Consider the following 18,947-nt stretch of genomic DNA (forward strand, 5'->3'; position numbering starts at 1 on the left):
CGCACGACGGCGCGTAAGGAGTTTCCGCCCTTGGTCCCCACCCGCAGTCACCACTTCTCGTCCCAACGTCGATTAGCTGCCAACATCTGCTGTCTGGACGTGAGTATAGGCCTAGTTTCTGAACGTTATGGCGGAGCGCCACCCGGTGCGTTCCCAGACAATTTGCCCAAATAATCCCATGGAATTTCACAACTAATCCATTAGACTGCATTAACCTGTGACTCAAGGAGACGCGGTGCGAATATTACTTGACGCATTTTGGTGGACGCATGGACCCCCCTCAGGACGGAACGTTGTCCGTTCGATGGTGACCCAGTGGCTTGCCACATACCCGGGCGACTCTATAACCCTTGCTTTGCCGCCCAGCATTGATAGCGAATCGCTAGGATTGGCGCCGGGGATTGCACACCCTACAATTCGCCACAGCCGCGTCCCCCAGCAGGCGGCTTCTGCAACGCTAGAAATCGGCCACTTCCGGAACTACGACGTCATTTTGACGCAAAACTTCACCCCGGCTTGGTCAAAGGCTCTCCGAGTCGTTTTTATCCACGATGTCATGTACCAAGAGCACCCGGAGTGGTTTACGAGGTCTGAACGCCTCTACTTGGCCCCGTTAACCCGTCTCGCTCGTGGAGCAGACTTGATCCTGACGTCATCCCAGGCCGAGCGAGCGCGAATAGCACGGTTGAATCACAAACTGGCTCACCGCGTTCATCACGTAGGACTTGCTCTTCCGACCGATTTTCACGCTGCCGTCGCCACTCCTTTGCGCTCTCGCCTCTCTCCGAAACGCTTTTTTCTGACCGTGGGCCGCCTGACGGCAAGGAAAAATGTGGAGACGCTCATTCTTTCCCTCCGTCGCGAATCATTGATCTCCCCCGACTTTCCGCTGGTCGTTGTCGGGGCTCCCGACGGTCTAAACCGCAATATCCCTGACCCGTCATCTGCGACGGATAATGACGTTGTGTGGACGGGGCCGGTTTCCGACGCCGAACTTAAAGGCCTCTACAGCGAGTGCGCAGTATTTGTCTTTCCGTCACTTGACGAGGGGTTTGGCTTGCCCGTTCTCGAGGCCTCCGCCTGCGGCGCCCCGATGGCGTTGAGCCGGATCCCCGCATTCCAAGAGTTTGGCGATGTCGGAACCTTTTTTGATCCAACCGACCCGGTAGATATAGCAAGGGGCGTACGCGAGGCGCTGAACGGGCCAGCGGACGGCTTCCGCCGCGTGACATCTTATTCGTGGGAATCCACGGTTCGAAGCTCTCGTGCCCTCATCAGCGCAGCCCTCGCAGAAAGATCAGGTCGCCGCAGTGAGAAAAGCACTCGATAGTCTGTACCGATGCGTCAGGGGGGTCGAATCGGGAATCGACCCTGCTTTGACTTCGAAGGAGCTCGCCGCCACGTTGACGCGGCGCGGCGTGCAACTCCTCTCCTCAGGGGTCCGCGGTTTTCCGGGGGCGCTCATCTCCCCCAGCGTCACTATCCGGGGGAAATCCTATTTGTCCCTGGGGCACCAAGTGGTCCTGAATGACTTTGTCACTATCGACGCCGTCAGCAAAGAAGGCGTGAGACTGCACGACCGGGCAACTGTGGACCAACACGCAGTGATACGCGGGTCAGGGGTCATCCGCAATCTTGGAACCGGAGTTACGGTCGGTGCCCGATCAGCTATCGGCGCTTTCAACGTCCTCCTGGGTCAAGGAGGGATCACCATCGGAGAAGACTGCCTGCTTGCCCCGCACGTAACCGTCGTATCGGAAAACCATAACTTCGACAACGCTCAGCAAGCGATCCGCGCACAAGGGGAAACGAGAGCCCGCACAACAATCGGCAACGACGTTTGGATAGGCGCCGGCGCGGTCATTTTGGGAGGTGCCTGCATCGGCGACGGAGCCGTGGTGGCGGCCGGGGCAGTGGTACGGGGAAATGTGGAACCTTTCCAGATTGTGGGCGGGGTTCCAGCCAGAGTGATCGGAAAAAGAGGGGCTTAGAACTCAACCACCGGTTTGAGCCTGCTGCGCGGGGGGCTTTGCCATTCCGCGACTCCAAATGTAACAATCATCTAACGGTCTCGTAATGCTGGTCTCAAATCTGCCGCTCTTTGGCCCCCCACCATTGCCTACATGAGGATCACCCGTGGTTTCCTATAACAGTTCGAAGAATCTCTTTGCCCAGCCGCGCTCGGCTGCGGGCGGATCCCACCGGACGCCGCGGGTAACAACGGTCGTTGCGGCCGCTGTCGCGGCTTCATTTGTCCTGCTGTCCGCTCCGGTTGAGGCAGCCACGTCCGTTTCCCCGCCGGTGGAACAGTCGTCGGCGATGGACCTGTCCGGCCAACGCGTCCCGGCCGGGGCTGCGCCGCTGGGCTCCACCAGCTATGCCCTCCCATCCAACGCGGTTTACGTCGCGGCCACCGGTTCGGATTCCGGAGCGGGGAGCATCCAGAAACCCTTCAAGACCGTAAGCCGCGCCGTCGGAGCGGCCGCAAGTGGCGCCACCATTGTCGTTCGAGGCGGGTCCTATCACGAAGGCCTTCAGATCCCCGCGAATAAGCGCCTTACGGTGCAGTCATACCCGCGGGAGAGTGTCTGGTTCGACGGTAGCCGCCAAGTAACCAATTGGGTGCCTGCAGGAAGCGCCTGGGTATCCTCGGGTTGGACGGCCCGGTTCGACGCAAGTCCCACCTACACCCGGGGAGCCGCGGACGGCACTTCGGCCGGCTGGAGTTTTGTCAATCCTGCGCACCCCATGGCTGCCCACCCTGATCAAGTGTGGATAGACGGCAAATCAGTAACCCAAGTAAAGTCGTTGAACCTCGTTCACCCCGGGACGTTCTACGTTGATTACTCCGCCAAGAAGCTCTATCTCGGCAGTAACCCAGCCGGTCACAGCGTTCGAGCCAGCGACATTTCCAAGGCCGCCACGGTCCAGGGCGCAGGCAGCACTCTTCGCGGCGTCGGGTTCCAGCGGTTTGCACCGTCGGTCCCGGACATGGGGGCCATCACCGCGGAGAAGGATGGCGTCACTATCGAGAACGTCATCGCCCAGGACAACGCCGTGACCGGCCTCCATGCTGTGGGTTCCAACATCACTTTCCGGAATGTCACGCTGGCCCGCAATGGCATGTTGGGCGGAAGCGCCAGCACCGCCGACAACTTCAAGGCCACGGGCATCCTGGCCTACGGCAACAACACAGAACAATTCAACCAGGCGCCGGTAGCCGGTGGCTTCAAGATCAGTCGCTCCCGCAATGTGCGCTTCGTAGACAGCTCGTTCATTCGCAATTTGGGCCCCGGGCTGTGGATAGATGAATCTGTCTACAACGGGCAAATCACCCACGATGACTTCATGGCCAACACCGGCCATGGATTGATCCTGGAAATATCAGCGAAGTTCGTAGTTGCGGACAATGTCATAACGGGCAACGCGGGTAACGGAATCAAGCTAAACGACACGAGCAACGTCGACATCTGGAACAACACCATCAGTGATAACGGGAGAAATCTCAACATCGTCCAGGACACCCGGCGCGCGAGCAATCGATCGGTGCCGGGCCACGATCCCCGACAAGCGTTCCCCGACCCGACGATGACATGGATCAACTCCAACATCGCGGTACGCAACAACATCATCGCGGGTGGCACTGGCAACTGCCTGTTGTGCGTCGAGGACTATTCCCGCCAGTTCACTGCCGAACAGCTCAAAATTTCCGCCAATGGCGACGTTTACCAGCGGCCGTCAGCCACAAGTCCCGCATGGGTCGCGGTGTGGTCGAAAGGCGCCGCCAATCCCGGCGTCTACACGACAATCGCCGCGTTCCGTGCGGCCACAGGACAGGAGGCCACGCATTTCTTCATTGAGGGGCGCCCGGCGCTGAGCGGGTGGCGGACTGCGCCGGAGCTGGCGGCGAAGGACGCGACTGTTGCCCAGCCGCTATCGGCGGGGGTAGCCGCCATCTTGGGCAAAGCTGCGGGCACTCGACACCTCGGAGCCTGGCAGAGCTGAGGTCCACACATGTCGGTTGACGCCCATTTCTTCCCCGGCAGATCGCTCCACCAAGAAGGAAATCGTTAGGAACACGACAAACGGCACATTGGAATCCACCAATCCGTTCTCCAGAAAGCTCCGGATCAGGATGAAAACCAGGGCGGGAGTCGTAAAGGAACGGATAGGCCGCGACGCGGCACTGGAGAACAATGTTCCGAGCGCCCAGACCGCCAGCAAGGCGGTGCCTACGACTCCCGCCTGCGCCAGCGCCGAGATCCAACTGCTGTCCAGCACTTGGTCTTGCCAGTACTGCCCTGCTACTGCCACCTGCTTTACCGCTAATCCAGCACCCACCCATCGTTGCCAAGTATCAGACGGCGTGTTCAGGACGGCGTGCCATGCGATCGTCCGCGCGTTGAGGGTCAGCAGATTCGCCCCCGTATCGTCGCCTCGCTGCAAAACCTTAGTGAAGAGATCTGTTGAAGTCAGGACATAAAAGGTGACGGGGACGAGTGCGAACACCGCTATCGCGGCACCAATCCGCAGTCGCCTGGCATGCAGCAGAATAAGTGCCGCGGCGGTAGCGAAAGCAAAGAGACCGGTGCGCGATCCCGTGAACCAAACCACGGTCATCAGTACCGCCAGCAATGGAACTCCGAAGCGGTTCTTCGCCGTGCCGAGGCTTAGTTCGTGCACGAGCCCGAGGGCGGGCAGACCGCAGAGAAGTGAGATGTCGTTCGGATTCAGTGGCGGAATCACGCCGAATATACGGCCCTCAGCCGCGAAGGCGCCGATACCGGAACCAGCCGCTACGAGGCCGACCACGGACATCATTGCGAGCAGGGAGTTAATGAGCACTCGGGGAGGGAAAGCGCTCACAAGAAACATCACTGTCGCAGCAATAAGCAGTACCCTTACGGAGAGCACAGCAGAGGCCGCGAAATTTCCATCGGCGATTGCCCCGAGCAGCGAAACCGCGACGAATGCGCAGAGGAGCACGATTGACCGTGCACCGGAACGGATTTTGGCTTTGCGGAAGTAGAAACTGCAGGCGGCTACGGCCAGGGCAGCGACTCCGACTACCGCTTTGAGCACCACCACCGGATCGGCCCCACCGGCAAAATAGACTCCCCTTCGCCAGGAGACGATGCTCGCCAGAGTGAGCAGCCAAGCCGCATAAGGCGCCAGCGCATGAAGGAGAGGATGGTGGTGCGAGGGGGGCATTACCGGTACCCGTCGACTCTTTCCAACTTCATTTCCGGGTCAGCGTCCGCGAAATCGCCTGGGCGCCAATCCTTTTTGACGGCTCGGCGACGACGCTTCGGGACAGAAACCATGACCACTCCCAGTGGGCGAACGCCACAAGCCTTTGCCTCTGCCAGCAGCCGGGCAAGGTCGCGTATGCCCGTCTTTGCATATTCGACGACCAAGACGGATCCGTCCGCAAAGGGGGCCATCATCGCCAGGCTAATGGGCTGGGAGACGGGGCTCGTATGGGCCAGAACCACATCGAAACCGTCCCGAAGTTCTTTGGCAATGGCCGGGAAACGTTGCTGTGCAATAAACTCTCTCGGCCCGGAAGACATTGATCCGGACGGAAGGATTTTTAAATTCCCGTCGCCATCCTCCACAAGCGCGTCGGCCACTGTGGCGCTTTCATTGAGAATGTCTGCTACGCCGACTGGCGCCGGGGCAGTTCCCTCGTGGGGTGGCGCGCTGGACGGGTAACCCGCCTCAAGGACGCAGACGACTCTTCCGCTTCGGTCCAGCGATGAGGCCAGTGCGAGCACCAAACAAGGTTCCTTGCAGTCGGGTTCGCCCGACACGAAGACGAGAACACTGGGAACCTTGCCGCCGGCGATTAGCTGCAGGTTAGTCTGCAATTCCTGGTACTCCGCCGCCACGTCGTGGCCTTGAAGCGAATGCTTCAGCGGGCGGTGGTCCGAGGGGCGGCTCAACTGACCCAGGAGCGGCAGGCCGCTTGCCGACCGGACATCTTCTTCGCTCCTGATTCGTTGGTGGAATCTTTTCCAAATGACCGCGCCGGACAGCCCGACCGACAGCCCAATCAACAGGCCGAGCGCACCATTCAGCGCCAGGCTCGGAGACGTCTTGCTCGTCGGTGCCGATGCCGGAACGGTCAGTATGAGGGAGACAGCTGACTTGGCTTCTCCTTTAGCGGTTTCAATGTCGGCCACCTTCGAAGCCAGACTTCTAGACACGGCATTGGCTATCGCAGCTGCCCGCTCCGGTGTGCTGTCTTCGGCCTTCACTACGAGGGAGGCCGTCTCGGTCGGGTTCGTCGCTGTGACGCGTGATCTTAGCTCTGCCAGACTCAGACCCAGCTTGAGCTCGTCAATGACGGGCATTAATACGTCCGGACTTTCCACCACGCCCGGATAGGACTTAATACGTTGCAGAGCGAACTGCGACCTCTCATACAGAGAACCGGTTGGTGAATCGACGCTTAGGAACAACGTGGCCTCACCTGTATAGGTTGGCGTAATGCGCTCGGTAATGGCGCCCGCGAGCCCGGCCCCCATGACTGTAACCACCAGGATCATGAGCCAACGCTCACGGATGGCCTTCAAATAGTCCGATAGCTCCATTAGGTTGGTCCGTTCGCAGTTCAATGCCCGTTCAGGTTGGACGTACACAGCATTACACCCCAAAGCGAAATTGACGAGAAAAACTCGATACAAACACGGAAAATCACGCTATCTGGAAAACGAGCGCACTTCTCGAAACCACTTCGGAAGCGCCAATGCGAGGAAGATGACGTTTGCGGCGAGCAATGCGCTGTACAACCACAGGAATCCGTCTGTCCACCAGATAAGACCAAACGCCAGGATCATGACGCCGTAATCGGTCGGTGCAACCGCCAACGAATACAACAGGGTCGAGTGCCCCTCCCCCTTGAGGAACATGGCAGAGTTGCCCCGGTTCTGGCGTCGTAGCTGATCGGTGAGGATCATAGCGAAGAAGAAGACCGTGGCTACAGCGGTATAGCTGAGGGGCACTAAGAACCACGCCGGTGACACGTCGTAGTGTCGCCACCAGCACAACAGAACGGCGATGTGCAGGAGGCTGGCCTTGACTGAATCCACGACATGGTCCAGCCATTCGCCGGCCGGGCTCCCGCCCGCCCCCAGCCGCGCGAGTTGCCCGTCTGCAGCGTCCAACGCATACCCAATAACCAGCAGCAGCACTGCTGCGAGAGAAGACAATGGCGTGGGCGGACTGAAGGCGACGACCAGCAGGCCGACGAAGGTGCATCCTGCGCTCAGTGCAGTGATCTGGTTGGGTGTCATTTTCAGGATGTGTGCGCCGGCCGCGGCATAGCGGCCAAGCGGCCGGTTTATGTACCGCGAATACGCCGGTGCACCCTTCGAGGTCTTTTGGGCTCCTCGAAGCGTCGCCAGCGCCTGCCTGTACCCGGTCGCTGCCGGCACTCCGGTTCCGGCTACTTCATACATGTGAGTCTCTCCTTCTGGTTGGGAGACCAGACCGACCTCCCAGGTGTTTCAGTTCTCGGCCCGCCCGCACTTCCGGGAGGGGGACATGGAAGGGCTGCCAGGGCGGACCCCAAGCGGCCTGCCTGGCCGCTCCGGGCTCCGCCACTCGCTTGTCGGGTATTGTCACTTCCCTACGGAGTTCCGTGGGAGGCAGGGCCCTCCCGGCCGCCGGTCTCAACCAACGCCCGGGAGGTTCGCCGCCACTTACTGTGCGGAGCTCTCCCCCGCCCACAGGTTGTCCCACGAGGCAACAACCGGCGCATTTGTGGCTGAACCGGACAAGTAGGCGAAGAGTCCAATCGACCCCGCCGTTTGGAAGGCGGTGGTTGAGTCAGTACCCATCTTTGTCCAGTCCGTCGGCTCTGCCGACCCTTCTTTCCAGATCTTGGCTTTCACCGTCGTCGGGGATGTTCCTGTTACCTGCACCCGCATGTTCAGGACATCCCCGACTTGGTAGGTGAGCCCTGGAACCACCGACTCGGCCGAAACCATGGCGCCCGCCCCGGAGGTGTTCACACGGAACAGGCCCAGGGTGACTCCCCCGTTGGCCAGCAGGTTGACCTTGGCGCGGTAGTCGCCTTGCCCGTCAACGCTGCGTCCAATGACGGACAGATTGATTCCGCCGCCTGTCGGCGCCTTGTCCACTCCGACGGCCACCCGAATCTCGGCGTCAGTCTGGCTTACCGACTTCTGGAAGATGGAAGGGCCCGATCCCGGACCCGCCATGCGGATGTTCCCCTTTCCGTTGGTGACCGAGAAGTTGCTGGCGTTGGAAGTGCTAGTCCAGGCGCCGCCCTGGTCGGCAGAACCGAAGCCGCCGGTGACGGTCCGGGAGAACGTATCCTGCGAGAAGCTCCGCTGCGTCACCACCACCTGAGCAGTCTTGGTGGAGCTTGCCCCTTGATCATCGGTGGCCGTGAGGCGGACAGTAAACGTTCCGGGCTTCCCGTAGCGGTGTGACGCTGTCACTCCCGTGCCGGTTGCCCCGTCACCGAAGTCCCAGGCGTAGCCGGCTACCGATCCGTCGGAATCCGTCGACGTGGAGCCGTCGAAGGAAACCTGCAGGCTGCCCGCCGAATTGGTGAAGGCCGCCACCGGCGGGGTGTTCGGCGCCGCGGTGGCCGTCACCCGGTGCGTGACCGAGTTGGTCGCTCCGGTGTTGTCCGTCACCGTCAGTACGACGTCGTAGTCGCCGGCGGTCGCGTAGGTGTGGTCAGCGGTGGCTCCCGTGCCCGTGCCGCCATCGCCATAGGCCCACTCATAGCTGCTGATGGTGCCATCCGCGTCCGTGGAATCCGAGCCGTCAAAGCTGACTTTCAGGTTCTGAACCCGGGACGTGAAGGCCGCCACCGGGACAGCGTTCGCGGGTGCCGTGGCCGTGACGGTGTGGACGATCAAGGCCGTTGCCCCTTCGTTGTCAGTGACAGTCAAGGTGACCGAGTACTCACCCGCGCTGACATAGTTATGGTTCGCGGTCGGTCCGTTCGCGCCCTTTCCGTCACCGAAGTCCCACACGTACTTGGAGAGTGTGCCGTCCGGATCTGATGAGCCAGTGCCGTCGAACTGCCCGCTGAGGCCGTCCATGCTGCTCGTGAACGAGGCAACCGGCGGCGTGTTGGGCGGCGGGGCGACGGTGACGGTGACCGCGTGGACAACCGCATCCCGGGCCCCCTTGTTGTCGCTGACAGTCAATGTGACGTTGTACGTCCCGGCCGCAGCATAGGTATGCGTCGGTGCACCCTCGGAAGCGGTTGAACCGTCGCCGAAGTCCCACGCATAGCTGTCAACAGTTCCGTCCGGGTCCGAGGACGCAGATCCGTCGAAGGCCACCCGAAGATCGGTGGCTGTGAACGCATAGGCGGCCGTCGGTGTCCTGTTGGGTACAGGGGCGACGGTGACGTCGTGTGCGATCCGCGCCTGGCCTCCGCGGTCATCGGTCACCGTCAGTGTGACGGTGTATGTGCCGGCAGCCGCGTAGCTGCGGTGCGCGGTTACCCCGGTACCAGTTGAGCCGTCACCGAAGTCCCAGCTGTAGTCCACGATCTGCCCGTCGGAGTCGCTTGAAGCCGAAGCGTCAAAGGATCCGTCGAGGCCCTGGGTCGCCGGGGTGAAGGCTGCGGTGGGCAGCACGTTTGGCGGCCGTTCCACGGTCACCTCCCGCGTGGTGGTGCTGGTCCCGGCGCGGTTGTCCGTCACGGTCAGCGTCACGGTGTACTTTCCCGGAGTCAGGTAGGTGTACTCCGCGTCCACGCCGGTCGCCGTGTGCCCGTCGCCGAAGTCCCAGGCATAGTTCACCAAGGTGCCGTCCGGGTCCTGGGAATCCGCTGCATCCACGGACACCTTGAGGTTCGCCACCGTCGCGGTGAAATCCGCCGACGGCAGCTGGTTGGGCGGTTCCGTGACGGTTACGTCGTGGGAGACCGTTGATTTCCCGCCGCGGTTATCGGTAACCGTCAGCTTGACGACGTACGTGGAGGCAGCCGTGTAGCTATGCGTTGCCGTGGCCCCCGAACCCAGCTGGCCGTCACCGAAGTCCCAGGCGTAGTCCACAATCTGGCCGTCAGGGTCGTTGGACTGGGTGCCGTCCATGGTGACGTTCAGGTTGTCGCCCGTCGAGGTGAAACCCGCGACAGGCAGGACATTCGCCGGTGCGGCCAGGTCGTAGTGGGCAGCCACCCGATCTGCGCTCAGCGCCTTCGAGTACACCGCTACTTCGTCGATGGTGCCCTCGAAGTAGGGGCTGGACGATCCCCAGGTCGTGTCCCCGCCGACGCGCCAGTAACCGGTGTAGGGCTGGGCTTGCGTCTGCGGGTTGGTTCCCACCAGGGCGCCATCGAGGAAGAGCTTCATCCCGTCGCTGGACTGCTCGGCGACCATGTGATGCCACTTGCCGTCGTTGTACGCGACCGGAGTGATGATCAGGTTTGGCTGGCCCGTCCAGACACCGAAGGCGAGAGTTCCGTCGTCCTGCATGTAGACGTGGCGGTCGTAGTTACCGGACAGGCCCGTGTTGCTGTTGCCGAATCCGATGATCTTCCCACCTCTGGTGGTGGTCGTCTTGAACCACGACTCGAGGGAGTAGCTCGTCGGATTAGTGAGCGAGCTTTGGCTGGCGACTGCTCCGTCCCGGCCGTCGAAGCTGGCCGCGGTCCCGCTGTAGCCCGGAATCACACCGGTAGCGCCCTTGGTTACGCCGCCTTGGTAGGCACCGTTGTTGCTGGACTGGCTAGAGTCAGCAGCCACGTTGCCTGTTGACTCGTCCAGGCGCCAGTAGAGATCCGGCTGGTCGGACGTTACGGACGTTCCGTAGGCGTCCGTCGGTGCCGGAGGAAGGCTCGATTCCCGGCCGCTTGCAGTGAAGTGCGAGAGGACCGTCTGCCGGGAAAGCACCGTCGGGTAGATGGCAACGTCGTCGATGGCACCGGCGAAGTAGGCGCTGTCCGGCTGGTTGGGCCAGCCTCCGAGGTTGTCGCCGCCGATGCGCCAGTAGCCGCTGTAGGCCTGGCCGGAGGTAACGTCGCTTCTTTGACCCGCGGGGACCCCGTCGATGAACAGATGCATGCCGTCAGTGCCCAGGCTGGCGGTGACTTGGTGCCACTGTCCGTCGTTGTAGGTGTTGCTGGTGCTCAGTGTCTGGACCCCACCTGGGTAGACACCAAACCAGATATGCCCTGCGTTATCCATATAGATATGGCGGTCGTAGCTCCCCGAGTTTCCGGTCGCCGAGGCGCCAAACCCGAGAATCTTCCCGCCCCGAGTGCTGGTGGTGTTGAACCATGCTTCCGCCGTGAAGGTGTCAGGACCGGGTGCGGCGCCACGTGTGGCAGCGAACCCGGCGCCGGAGCCGTCGAAGTTCGACGCCGCGTCGTTGGGAATGGCGCCCGTGGCACCGCGGGTGACTCCGGTGCCGGCGTCGGCATCCGCGAAGGAGGCATTGTCGAAGACGACGGACCCGGTGGGCTCATTCAGCGGCCAGTAGTTCGTGGCCCCGTCGGCAATGATCTTCCGGGCGTAGGCGCTGGGCGTGGCCGACGAGACTACAACAGCATCCGACCGGCTGCCCGTGTAATTGTTGCCCGCCGGGTCCTTCACCCGGACGCGGTAGGTGTGGCTGGAGCCCGGAACGAGGCCGGTATCCGTGAAGCCCAGTTGTGGCAGGGCCCACCAGGGTGATTTGGCGTCGATACTGAACACCGGGACGGTGCCGTTGTCGCGCAGGACCTCATAGGTGAGCGTTCCGTCGTCGACGTCGGAGGTGCCGGTCCAGGCAACCCGGGTTGTCCCTGAGTTCAGGGACAGAACGGAAGGCTTCATCGGGCTGTAGGCCGGTCCCACCTTGTTGGGGGCGACGGATCGTTTGGCGAAGGTCGCGAGGCCCTGCTGGTTCTGTCCGTTGACGCGGGTAAACTCACCGCCCATTACGAGATATGTGCCGTTGTTCGCGAGCGCCCAGCCACCTTGGTAGATACCGGTGTAGCTGCCAGCGTTGACCTCTGGGTACCACGGCAGCTGCGTCGGTACGGGCTGATAGGCGTAGTTCATGTTTGACCCGGGCGCGCCTTGGTCAGTTCCGGTGGCGAAGGTCGTATCGGCCGTAGCCCGCTTCCAAATCTGCGGGTCGTGGTCGGCAAAAGTGCCAACTGACGTGCAATCATGCGCGTGCCCAACGGAGTACATGACCTGGTCCATCACGGAGACGTCATACGTCGCGCCGTAGCAGTTGTTCAGCCAGACTAGGTCACCGGTGCTGAATTCTGCCGCGAACCGGCCGTCGAACCAGTGCCCACCCTCGCCGTCGGCGCTGGCGTAGACTACGCCTCCGACCAGGGACATCTCGGTCACTCCGGACCTGTTTGTGCCCTGCCGGGCTGGAATGGGACGGCTCGTCCAGGGAAGCAAGCTCCCCTCGGCACCGTTGACCGCTCCGATTCCGACGATTGGTGAACCGTTAAGCTGTTGGAACCGGCCGCCGACAATGACCCTACTGTTGTCCGGTGCCGCGATCAGGGCCTCCACAAGATCGTCAGTGGAGGGCTGCCACGGCAGGACGGCGCCCGTCGAACGGCTGAAGGACGCCAGGTTTTGCCGCGCCACTCCTCCTGCGTTACCGAAGCCACCGCCAACGTACACCGCGGAGTTGCTGATCGCGACGCTGCGAACACCTCCGTTCACAACGGGCTTGAAACCGGGGTCCAAGGCTCCGGTGGCCACATCAAATGCTGCCACCTTTGACCGAGCGGCTCCCGATACCGTCGTGAAATCACCGCCCACGTATATCTTTGTCCCCTCGGGCGACACCTTGACCGTCCGCGCCTGAGCGTTCAGGTTCGGATTCCAAGGCAGAATAGCGCCGGTAAGGATGTTGAAGGCCATCGCATTGTTCCGGATAACTTCGCTGGTACCCGGCGCGGCCCCCGACGGGCGGGCCTTGGTGAAACTGCCAACCGCATAAGCCGTATTACCGACGACCGCCGTCTTCCAGACAACACCGTTGATCTGCGGGGTAGGCAGCACATCGCCGCTTACTGTTGGTGGCAGTGGGGGTGGCGGCGGGGGGTTGTCCGCAGCCGCCGCGGCACCGGCGCTGAAGAAGGCGGCAATGACGACGGCTGCGGTTGCGCCCGCGAGGGCCCGGACGGAACGCCGGAAGCCGACATCGCCCGCCTTCCCCGCCGATGACCCCCTGAACGAGCGTTCCTGCGCTGGATACTTACTGCTATGCACGATGTGCCACCTTTCGAGACCGCGGATATTGAACTGCTGCTTGTGATCGAATTTCGGAAGTAAGCAGGGGCCGGATGAGCAACCCGCGTATGAGGGGCCCTCCCAGCAAGGAGCCCACCGCCATCAGCGCCGGAACCAAGGTGTATCCAGCTGTGAAGGCGACGAAAACTCCGGCGAGAAAGAGGGATAAGACGGAGTCCACCAGGCGCAAGCCGAGGACGCCTGCCTGTTTTCCCCGGACGGCGGCTAGGGCACCGTACGGCGTTACCGCCGCCACGGAGGTGGCGTAGGCGATCCACCCGAGGACGGCCGCCGCATCGGGTTGCTGCCCGGCCACCAACTTGCCGATGCTGGGCAGCGAAGCCATGGCGATGATGCCGGCTCCCAGCGCGACGAGGGTTAGCACGGCCACACCCCGGTCCGCCCTCCGCAGCAGGTCCTTCATCGGAACGGCGTGTTCCCGGGCAAAGGCTGCAAAGAGGTACGAAGATGCCCCGCTGACCATCAACATGATCGGGGCGACGTAGATCCGCGCGACCTCTAGGTGACCGGTCGCGGCCAGTCCGGCCATAAGGGTGACCGTCACCCGGACGGCCGTCAGCAGCGCGGGGCGGACGGCCTGCTGGAGGGAACGCCAGATCCCGTACCGTGCCACCTCCGGCGAGAATGTCCGGGCCCTGACAATGAGGTAGCGGTCGCTTTTCGGCAGGAGCACGATCCCGACCGCAAGCGCCGCCAATTGCCCCCAGATGAGGGCCGCGAAGAAGGAGGTCAGGGCAAGCGGACCGGCAGTTGCGGCCAAGCCCAGGGCCGCAAGGGCCCCACCGAGCCCGGTCAGGTCGACCACCACGATCTTCCAGAACAGGAGGTGCGACATGAGCAGCCGCCTCACTGTGTCCTCGAGGACGAAGGCGATGATCGCGCCGCCAAAGATCCAGGCTCCGGACGGCGCCAGCAAACCCGAAGCCAGCGCAACCACGGCGCCGCAAAGGCCGGTCCCAAGGCTCAGGCCGAGGCACCAGAGCTGAAGGGTGAACCTGATCGACGAGTCGTGGCGGTCCAGTACGGTCAGGGTGTCGCCCACGAAGCCGCTCACGATCGCGGTGATCAAAAGAATGACGCCGTACAAGATCGCGAATTGCCCCAGGCCGTCGAGCCCGAGAGTCCTCACCGCCAGAAGCTGCAGTCCAAAGCTTGCGAGCGCCTGGGATCCCTGGGCCGCGACACCGCCCACCATCCCTCGGCCGCCGGCGGCAGCCGAGGTTTTTTGCTGGACTTTGTGACTGCCCACTACCGTGGCAGGTTTCCGCTGAGGGCGGCCGGTGTGTGGGCGCCGTCGATGTCGATGAACACGGTGCCGGCGTCGGTGCCCTTGGGGACCATGAAGGCGTAACCCCGCGTCTGGCTCTCACCGGCCTTAACGGTGCCGGCGAAGTCGAGCTCGTCCTTGCCCTCGTATAGCGGTGCAGCTGCCGTGTTGCCGCTACCGTACCGCATGGTCACCACGACGTTCGACACCGTGAGGCTTTGGCTGGAGCCATTTTGGATCTTGATGTCCATGTACACGTAGGACGCCCCGGATATCGAACCAGGGCCAGTGGCCGTAACGACGCCGCTGCGCAGGCCTCCTGCCGAGACGAGCACTCCGTCGCTGTATCTGGCAGGCGTTGATTCGAAGTCCCCGGCGACGGCGCGGGCCTTGGCTGCAGCAGGCTTTTCGTGGTCCCGCTTGACCACGGGGGCAACCTTGGAATTATCTACGAACCCCGGGCCGCCTGGCGCTACTGCCGGTCCTTCCGCCGTGGGTTTGGGGTCAGCCGCGCCGGCATCTGACTGCGACACAGTACCGGCTTGCCCGACGCCGGGTACGGAGGGCGCGTTGCAGCCCGACAAGAGGGCGATGCTTGCGGTAGCTCCTACGACGGCCACGAGGACTTTCCGCGACAGCGGCCCGCCATTTGAACCCCAAAAAGCGAAGATTTGCTGTACCACCGGGCTTTGGTGCATTGGGACCTCCATAAGCGCACTACTGGAAACGGGCAGAGCGGCGCCACAGCCGATTCGGATCGAGTCAGAACCCCCGGGAGCTCCCCGGCCCAGGCGGGTCACAACGCCACCTGGCTTTCGTCCGGAGCGTGGCTGGCCGGGGCGGCGGTCCGGCCACGGCCTCGGCCCTGCGCCCTCGTCAGCGTCCTGGATGCCAGGGCGATGCAGAGGGCCTCATAGCGATCGGCCACGACGTCCCAGTCGTAACGCGTGGCGACGTCCCTCGACTGGCTTCCCCTGGACCGGATATCGGCAGGGTGCGCTTCCGATTCCTCCACCAGGCGCGCAACGTCGCCCGGGTCTCGGAAATACCGCCCGGCCGAGCCGAGGACCTCCCGATTGAAGTTCACATCGAAGGCGTTTGTTGCCGCGCCGGCACCGACGGCCCGAAGAAGCGACGGATTGGTCCCGCCCACGGAGTGTCCGTGCCAGTAGACCAGGGCGTTGGCGTAGAGCTCGTCCAGCAGGTCTTGGTTCCAGACTCCGCCGAGGAATCTCACCCGTTCGTCCGCTGACGCCGTGAGCCTTTCGTTGTATTCGCGGCCATAGGGTGTGGAGCCCACGATGATCAAGGGGAGTTTGGCGCTGCTGCGTACATAGCCCTCCACGATGGTGTGGACGTGGTTCTCCGGCTCAAGCCGGGCAACCACCAGATGGTATTTGCCGGAACCCAGATCAAGGGACGCCAGCTCTTTGGGCTCCCGGGGCGCAAGCAACGGCGCACCATACGAAATCAGTTCGGTATCGGCGTCAAAGGTGGCCCGGTAGTAGTCGCGAATGCCGACCGCATCCGCGATCAATGCATTGGAGAACCGAACAGCGAAACCCTCGGCCCAGCGGTAATAGCGTTGGCCGACGGGGCCCCATTTGGCGCGCTTCCATTCCAGGCCATCCATGTGGGTGGCGACCGGAAGCCGGGCCAGCCGGAGCAGTGGAAGCCAGGGCGCATTGGCTGCGTTGAAAACTATCGTGGCATCCGCTCGGCGGGCCAGGAGGTGAGCTGCTGAAAGTCCGGTGTGGCTCAAAGTCTCAAGGGAGCGTCGGCGAAGGGCGGGCAGGTGCACCAGCCGCATGCCGGCAAATTCCCGGGCTTCCGGGCCCGGGCTGTTACCGGTGCGGCAGTAGACGGTCACCCGGTGCCCGCGTTCCGCGAGTCGGCGCCCTACTTCCTCGACGCAGGTTTCGAATCCTCCATAGTGTGCCGGCACGCCGCGCGTACCCACTAAGGCAATCCGTAAACCGTCAGACAGGCGAGTTGAATGCTTCACTATTACCCCCACAGGTGTTTCTTTCTGATAGAGACCGAGCTGTAAATGGAGACCGAGCGTTGATCGAGACCGGGCACAGCCTTGGTAAGCGTGCTGGCAGCTGCCGGACTGGCTTTCAGGGCAGACTTTGCAGAGCCCCTCTCTCCTCGGCCCCGGAGTTCATGAGTTCCAAAGTCCTTCGGAGTGCGGTGCTGGACGTGTGCATCGTGTACGGGAAATAGGCGACCTCCACCCCGACCGCCGCGAATTCCCGCTCCAGCGCAAGGCCTTTCGGCGTTCCCCGCCAGTCGTCGCCCTTGAAGAAGACATCGAACGGATGGCTGCGCCAGGTGTCGATCTTGCGGGGCAGGGTCTCAGCTATTGCTTCGTCGACGTAGCGGATGTTCCGGACGATCTCCAGGCGCTCGGCCAGCGGAATCACGGGATACCGGCCCTTCGACTGGACCAGCAGCTCGTCCGATACGACGCCGGCGATCAGGAAGTCGCAGTGCGCCTTCGCGTGCCGCAGCAAATTCAGGTGGCCAATGTGAAACAGATCGAAAGCACCGGCCGCGTATCCAATTCGCGTTGTCATGGCTGCTCCATCAGTAAGCGCCGACTGGGCTGCGCATGGCCTTGAAGGTCCTCCACAGGATCATCAGGTCCCCGGTGAGTGACCAGTTCTCCACGTAGTAGAGATCCAGCCGGATGCTCTCCTCCCACGGGAGGGTGGAGCGGCCGTTGATCTGCCACAGGCCCGTGATGCCGGGCTTGATCAGCAGCCGGCGATTGGTGAACTTCTCGTAGCGTTCAACTTCGGCAGGCAGCGGCGGTCGGGGGCCAACCAGGCTCATTTCGCCGGTCAGCACGTTCCAGAACTGTGGAAGCTCATCCAGGGAGTACTTCCGCATCCACCGCCCGCACCTGGTGACCCGCGGATCGTTCCGGATTTTGAACAATGGTCCTGAGCCTTCGTTGAGTTCGCGCAAGGCATCGAGGTCCGATTCGGCAGTCTGGACCATAGAACGGAACTTCAGCATGTGGAAGGGCGCGCCGTTTCTGCCTGCCCTCAACTGACGGAAAAGGACGGGGCCGGAGCTGTCCCGTTTGACGATAATGGCGAGAACCAGCATGAGCGGCGCCAGCACCAGCAACGCCAGGGATGCGACGGCGACATCCATGACCCTCTTGAGCACGTGTTTGGCGCCCGCGTACTGCGGAAGCTCCACGTGCACGAGTGGTAATCCATCGACCGGGCGCCAGTGGATTCGGGGCCCGGCCACGTTGGTCAGGCTTGAGGCGAGGACGAGCTCCGTTCCGGAGGCCTCGAGTTTCCACCCGAGTTCCCGAATGTACGTGCTGCCCCCAGGCACGCGGCCCGCGACAATGACGGCGTCTGCACCAGCGATTTCCACCATTCGGGACACATCGGCCAGGGTCGACACCACCGGGACCCGGTACCACGGGGGACGTAACTCCATTGACTTGTCCAGTGTTGGCAGACCCACTCCGGAAACCTGGTAGCCGGCAGTCGGGTTCCGTTCGATTTGGTTGACCACGTACTCGACGTCAGCCGCATCACCGATCACAATCACCTTGGACATGTATCCGCCCTCGGCTCGCTTGCGGTTCAACCACCGGCGCCACAGCCAGCGGCTACCGGTCAGCAGGAGCAGTCCCAGTGGCAACGCAACAGCAAAGTAGCCTCGCACCACATCGAAGCGGACAAAGACCATTGCGATGGCGAGTGCGCCGAATAGCTTCAGGGTTGCCTGAACTACGCGCTTGTACTCGGCAGCGCCGACACCAAACGTCCGGCAGTCACGGGTGGGGTAGATTTCCAGCACCGCGATCCATGCCGTTATGAGCAGGATAGAGACCGCCAGATATCGCATCTCGAATTCGGCCCCGGCCGGAACCATCGCGTCCACGCCAAATCTGGCCACATATGCCAGCACGACGGACACTGCGATCGCTGCCGCATCGGTCATTCGAAGGCGGTTGGCGAAGTTTCGCCACCGTCGGGTGACCGCCTTTCTTGAAGCGGTGATATCAGTCCGGGATTCGTCGTCCCACACCGAATGCCGCGGCCTCGCAGAAGCATGTGGTCGCTCGTGGATCGTGATTGGAGGCGTCAGCGGCTTCACCGCATGGACTGGACGGCGGTGCTTGAGTTCACTCATGACTGCCACCCCGTGGACGTGCCAGGGTTCGTGGGGTGGGAACGACGCTGCCGGCGAGCCTGGAGAGCGACTTCGGTCGACGAGTTTGACTCACTAGCCTGGAAACGCGAACACCGATCAACGTTCGACGAAACATTGTGAGACCTTCTAGCGAATAGGTTGGCTGTGGTCTCCCCAAGTAAATTAGATGACTTTTGGCCGCACACGAGTGCGGGCTACCCTTTTATGGCTTGTGGTCCACTCGG

At 62.4% G+C, this 18,947-nt stretch carries 12 protein-coding genes; 3 read left to right on the plus strand and 9 right to left on the minus strand.

Translation table 11 applies throughout. The features are described 5' to 3' along the window. The first annotated feature begins 556 nt into the window (after positions 1-556). The 3 genes from ACUYM2_RS17140 to ACUYM2_RS17150 all read left to right on the plus strand — a co-directional run bounded on the left by ACUYM2_RS17140 (position 557) and on the right by ACUYM2_RS17150 (position 4,005). Entirely contained in the window at positions 557-1,330 is a 774-nt protein-coding gene (locus ACUYM2_RS17140) for a glycosyltransferase family 4 protein (protein ID WP_481601517.1), read from the plus strand. Beyond that, positions 1,311-1,991: an acyltransferase gene (locus ACUYM2_RS17145; RefSeq protein WP_481601154.1), complete on the plus strand. Its 681-nt coding sequence runs from the start codon at positions 1,311-1,313 to the stop codon at positions 1,989-1,991. The genes ACUYM2_RS17140 and ACUYM2_RS17145 overlap by 20 nt, the downstream gene beginning before the upstream one ends. 145 nt (positions 1,992-2,136) lie before the next feature. Further along, positions 2,137-4,005 (plus strand): right-handed parallel beta-helix repeat-containing protein, encoded by a 1,869-nt coding sequence (locus ACUYM2_RS17150; protein ID WP_481601155.1) that lies wholly within the window; start codon positions 2,137-2,139, stop codon positions 4,003-4,005. Here the strand turns inward: ACUYM2_RS17150 and ACUYM2_RS17155 are convergent. The 9 genes from ACUYM2_RS17155 to ACUYM2_RS17195 form a co-directional block, all read right to left on the minus strand. After that, a complete protein-coding gene (locus ACUYM2_RS17155) occupies positions 3,934-5,211 on the minus strand; it encodes an O-antigen ligase family protein (RefSeq protein WP_481601156.1) in 1,278 nt (425 codons plus the stop codon). The two genes, ACUYM2_RS17150 and ACUYM2_RS17155, sit on opposite strands and share 72 nt — an antisense overlap. After that, on the minus strand, positions 5,211-6,596 hold the full coding sequence (locus tag ACUYM2_RS17160; RefSeq protein WP_481601157.1) for a Wzz/FepE/Etk N-terminal domain-containing protein: 1,386 nt from the start codon (positions 6,594-6,596) through the stop codon (positions 5,211-5,213). Before ACUYM2_RS17160 ends, ACUYM2_RS17155 begins: the two co-directional genes overlap by 1 nt. Positions 6,597-6,704: 108 nt before the next feature. Then, entirely contained in the window at positions 6,705-7,463 is a 759-nt protein-coding gene (locus ACUYM2_RS17165; protein WP_481601158.1) for a CDP-alcohol phosphatidyltransferase family protein, read from the minus strand. A gap of 243 nt (positions 7,464-7,706) precedes the next feature. Beyond that, the gene (locus ACUYM2_RS17170; protein ID WP_481601159.1) at positions 7,707-12,728 is read right to left on the minus strand and encodes a PKD domain-containing protein; all 5,022 of its coding nucleotides are present in this window, start codon (positions 12,726-12,728) and stop codon (positions 7,707-7,709) included. Positions 12,729-13,218: 490 nt separating this feature from the next. Next, positions 13,219-14,397, minus strand: a complete 1,179-nt coding sequence (locus ACUYM2_RS17175) for a hypothetical protein (RefSeq protein WP_481601160.1) — start codon at positions 14,395-14,397, stop codon at positions 13,219-13,221. 119 nt (positions 14,398-14,516) lie between these two features. Further along, the gene (locus ACUYM2_RS17180; RefSeq protein ID WP_481601161.1) at positions 14,517-14,963 is read right to left on the minus strand and encodes a hypothetical protein; all 447 of its coding nucleotides are present in this window, start codon (positions 14,961-14,963) and stop codon (positions 14,517-14,519) included. Positions 14,964-15,331: 368 nt separating this feature from the next. Further along, positions 15,332-16,543, minus strand: coding sequence for a DUF1972 domain-containing protein (locus ACUYM2_RS17185; protein WP_481601518.1), 1,212 nt, complete (start codon positions 16,541-16,543; stop codon positions 15,332-15,334). A gap of 112 nt (positions 16,544-16,655) precedes the next feature. Continuing rightward, positions 16,656-17,114, minus strand: a complete 459-nt coding sequence (locus ACUYM2_RS17190; protein ID WP_481601162.1) for an FAD synthase family protein — start codon at positions 17,112-17,114, stop codon at positions 16,656-16,658. Positions 17,115-17,124: 10 nt separating this feature from the next. Continuing rightward, positions 17,125-18,510 carry a sugar transferase gene (locus ACUYM2_RS17195; RefSeq protein WP_481601163.1) on the minus strand — a complete coding sequence of 462 codons (1,386 nt, stop codon included), beginning with the start codon at positions 18,508-18,510 and terminating at the stop codon, positions 17,125-17,127. Positions 18,511-18,947 lie beyond the last annotated feature (437 nt).

This window comes from Arthrobacter sp. SD1074B, from assembly GCF_056780195.1.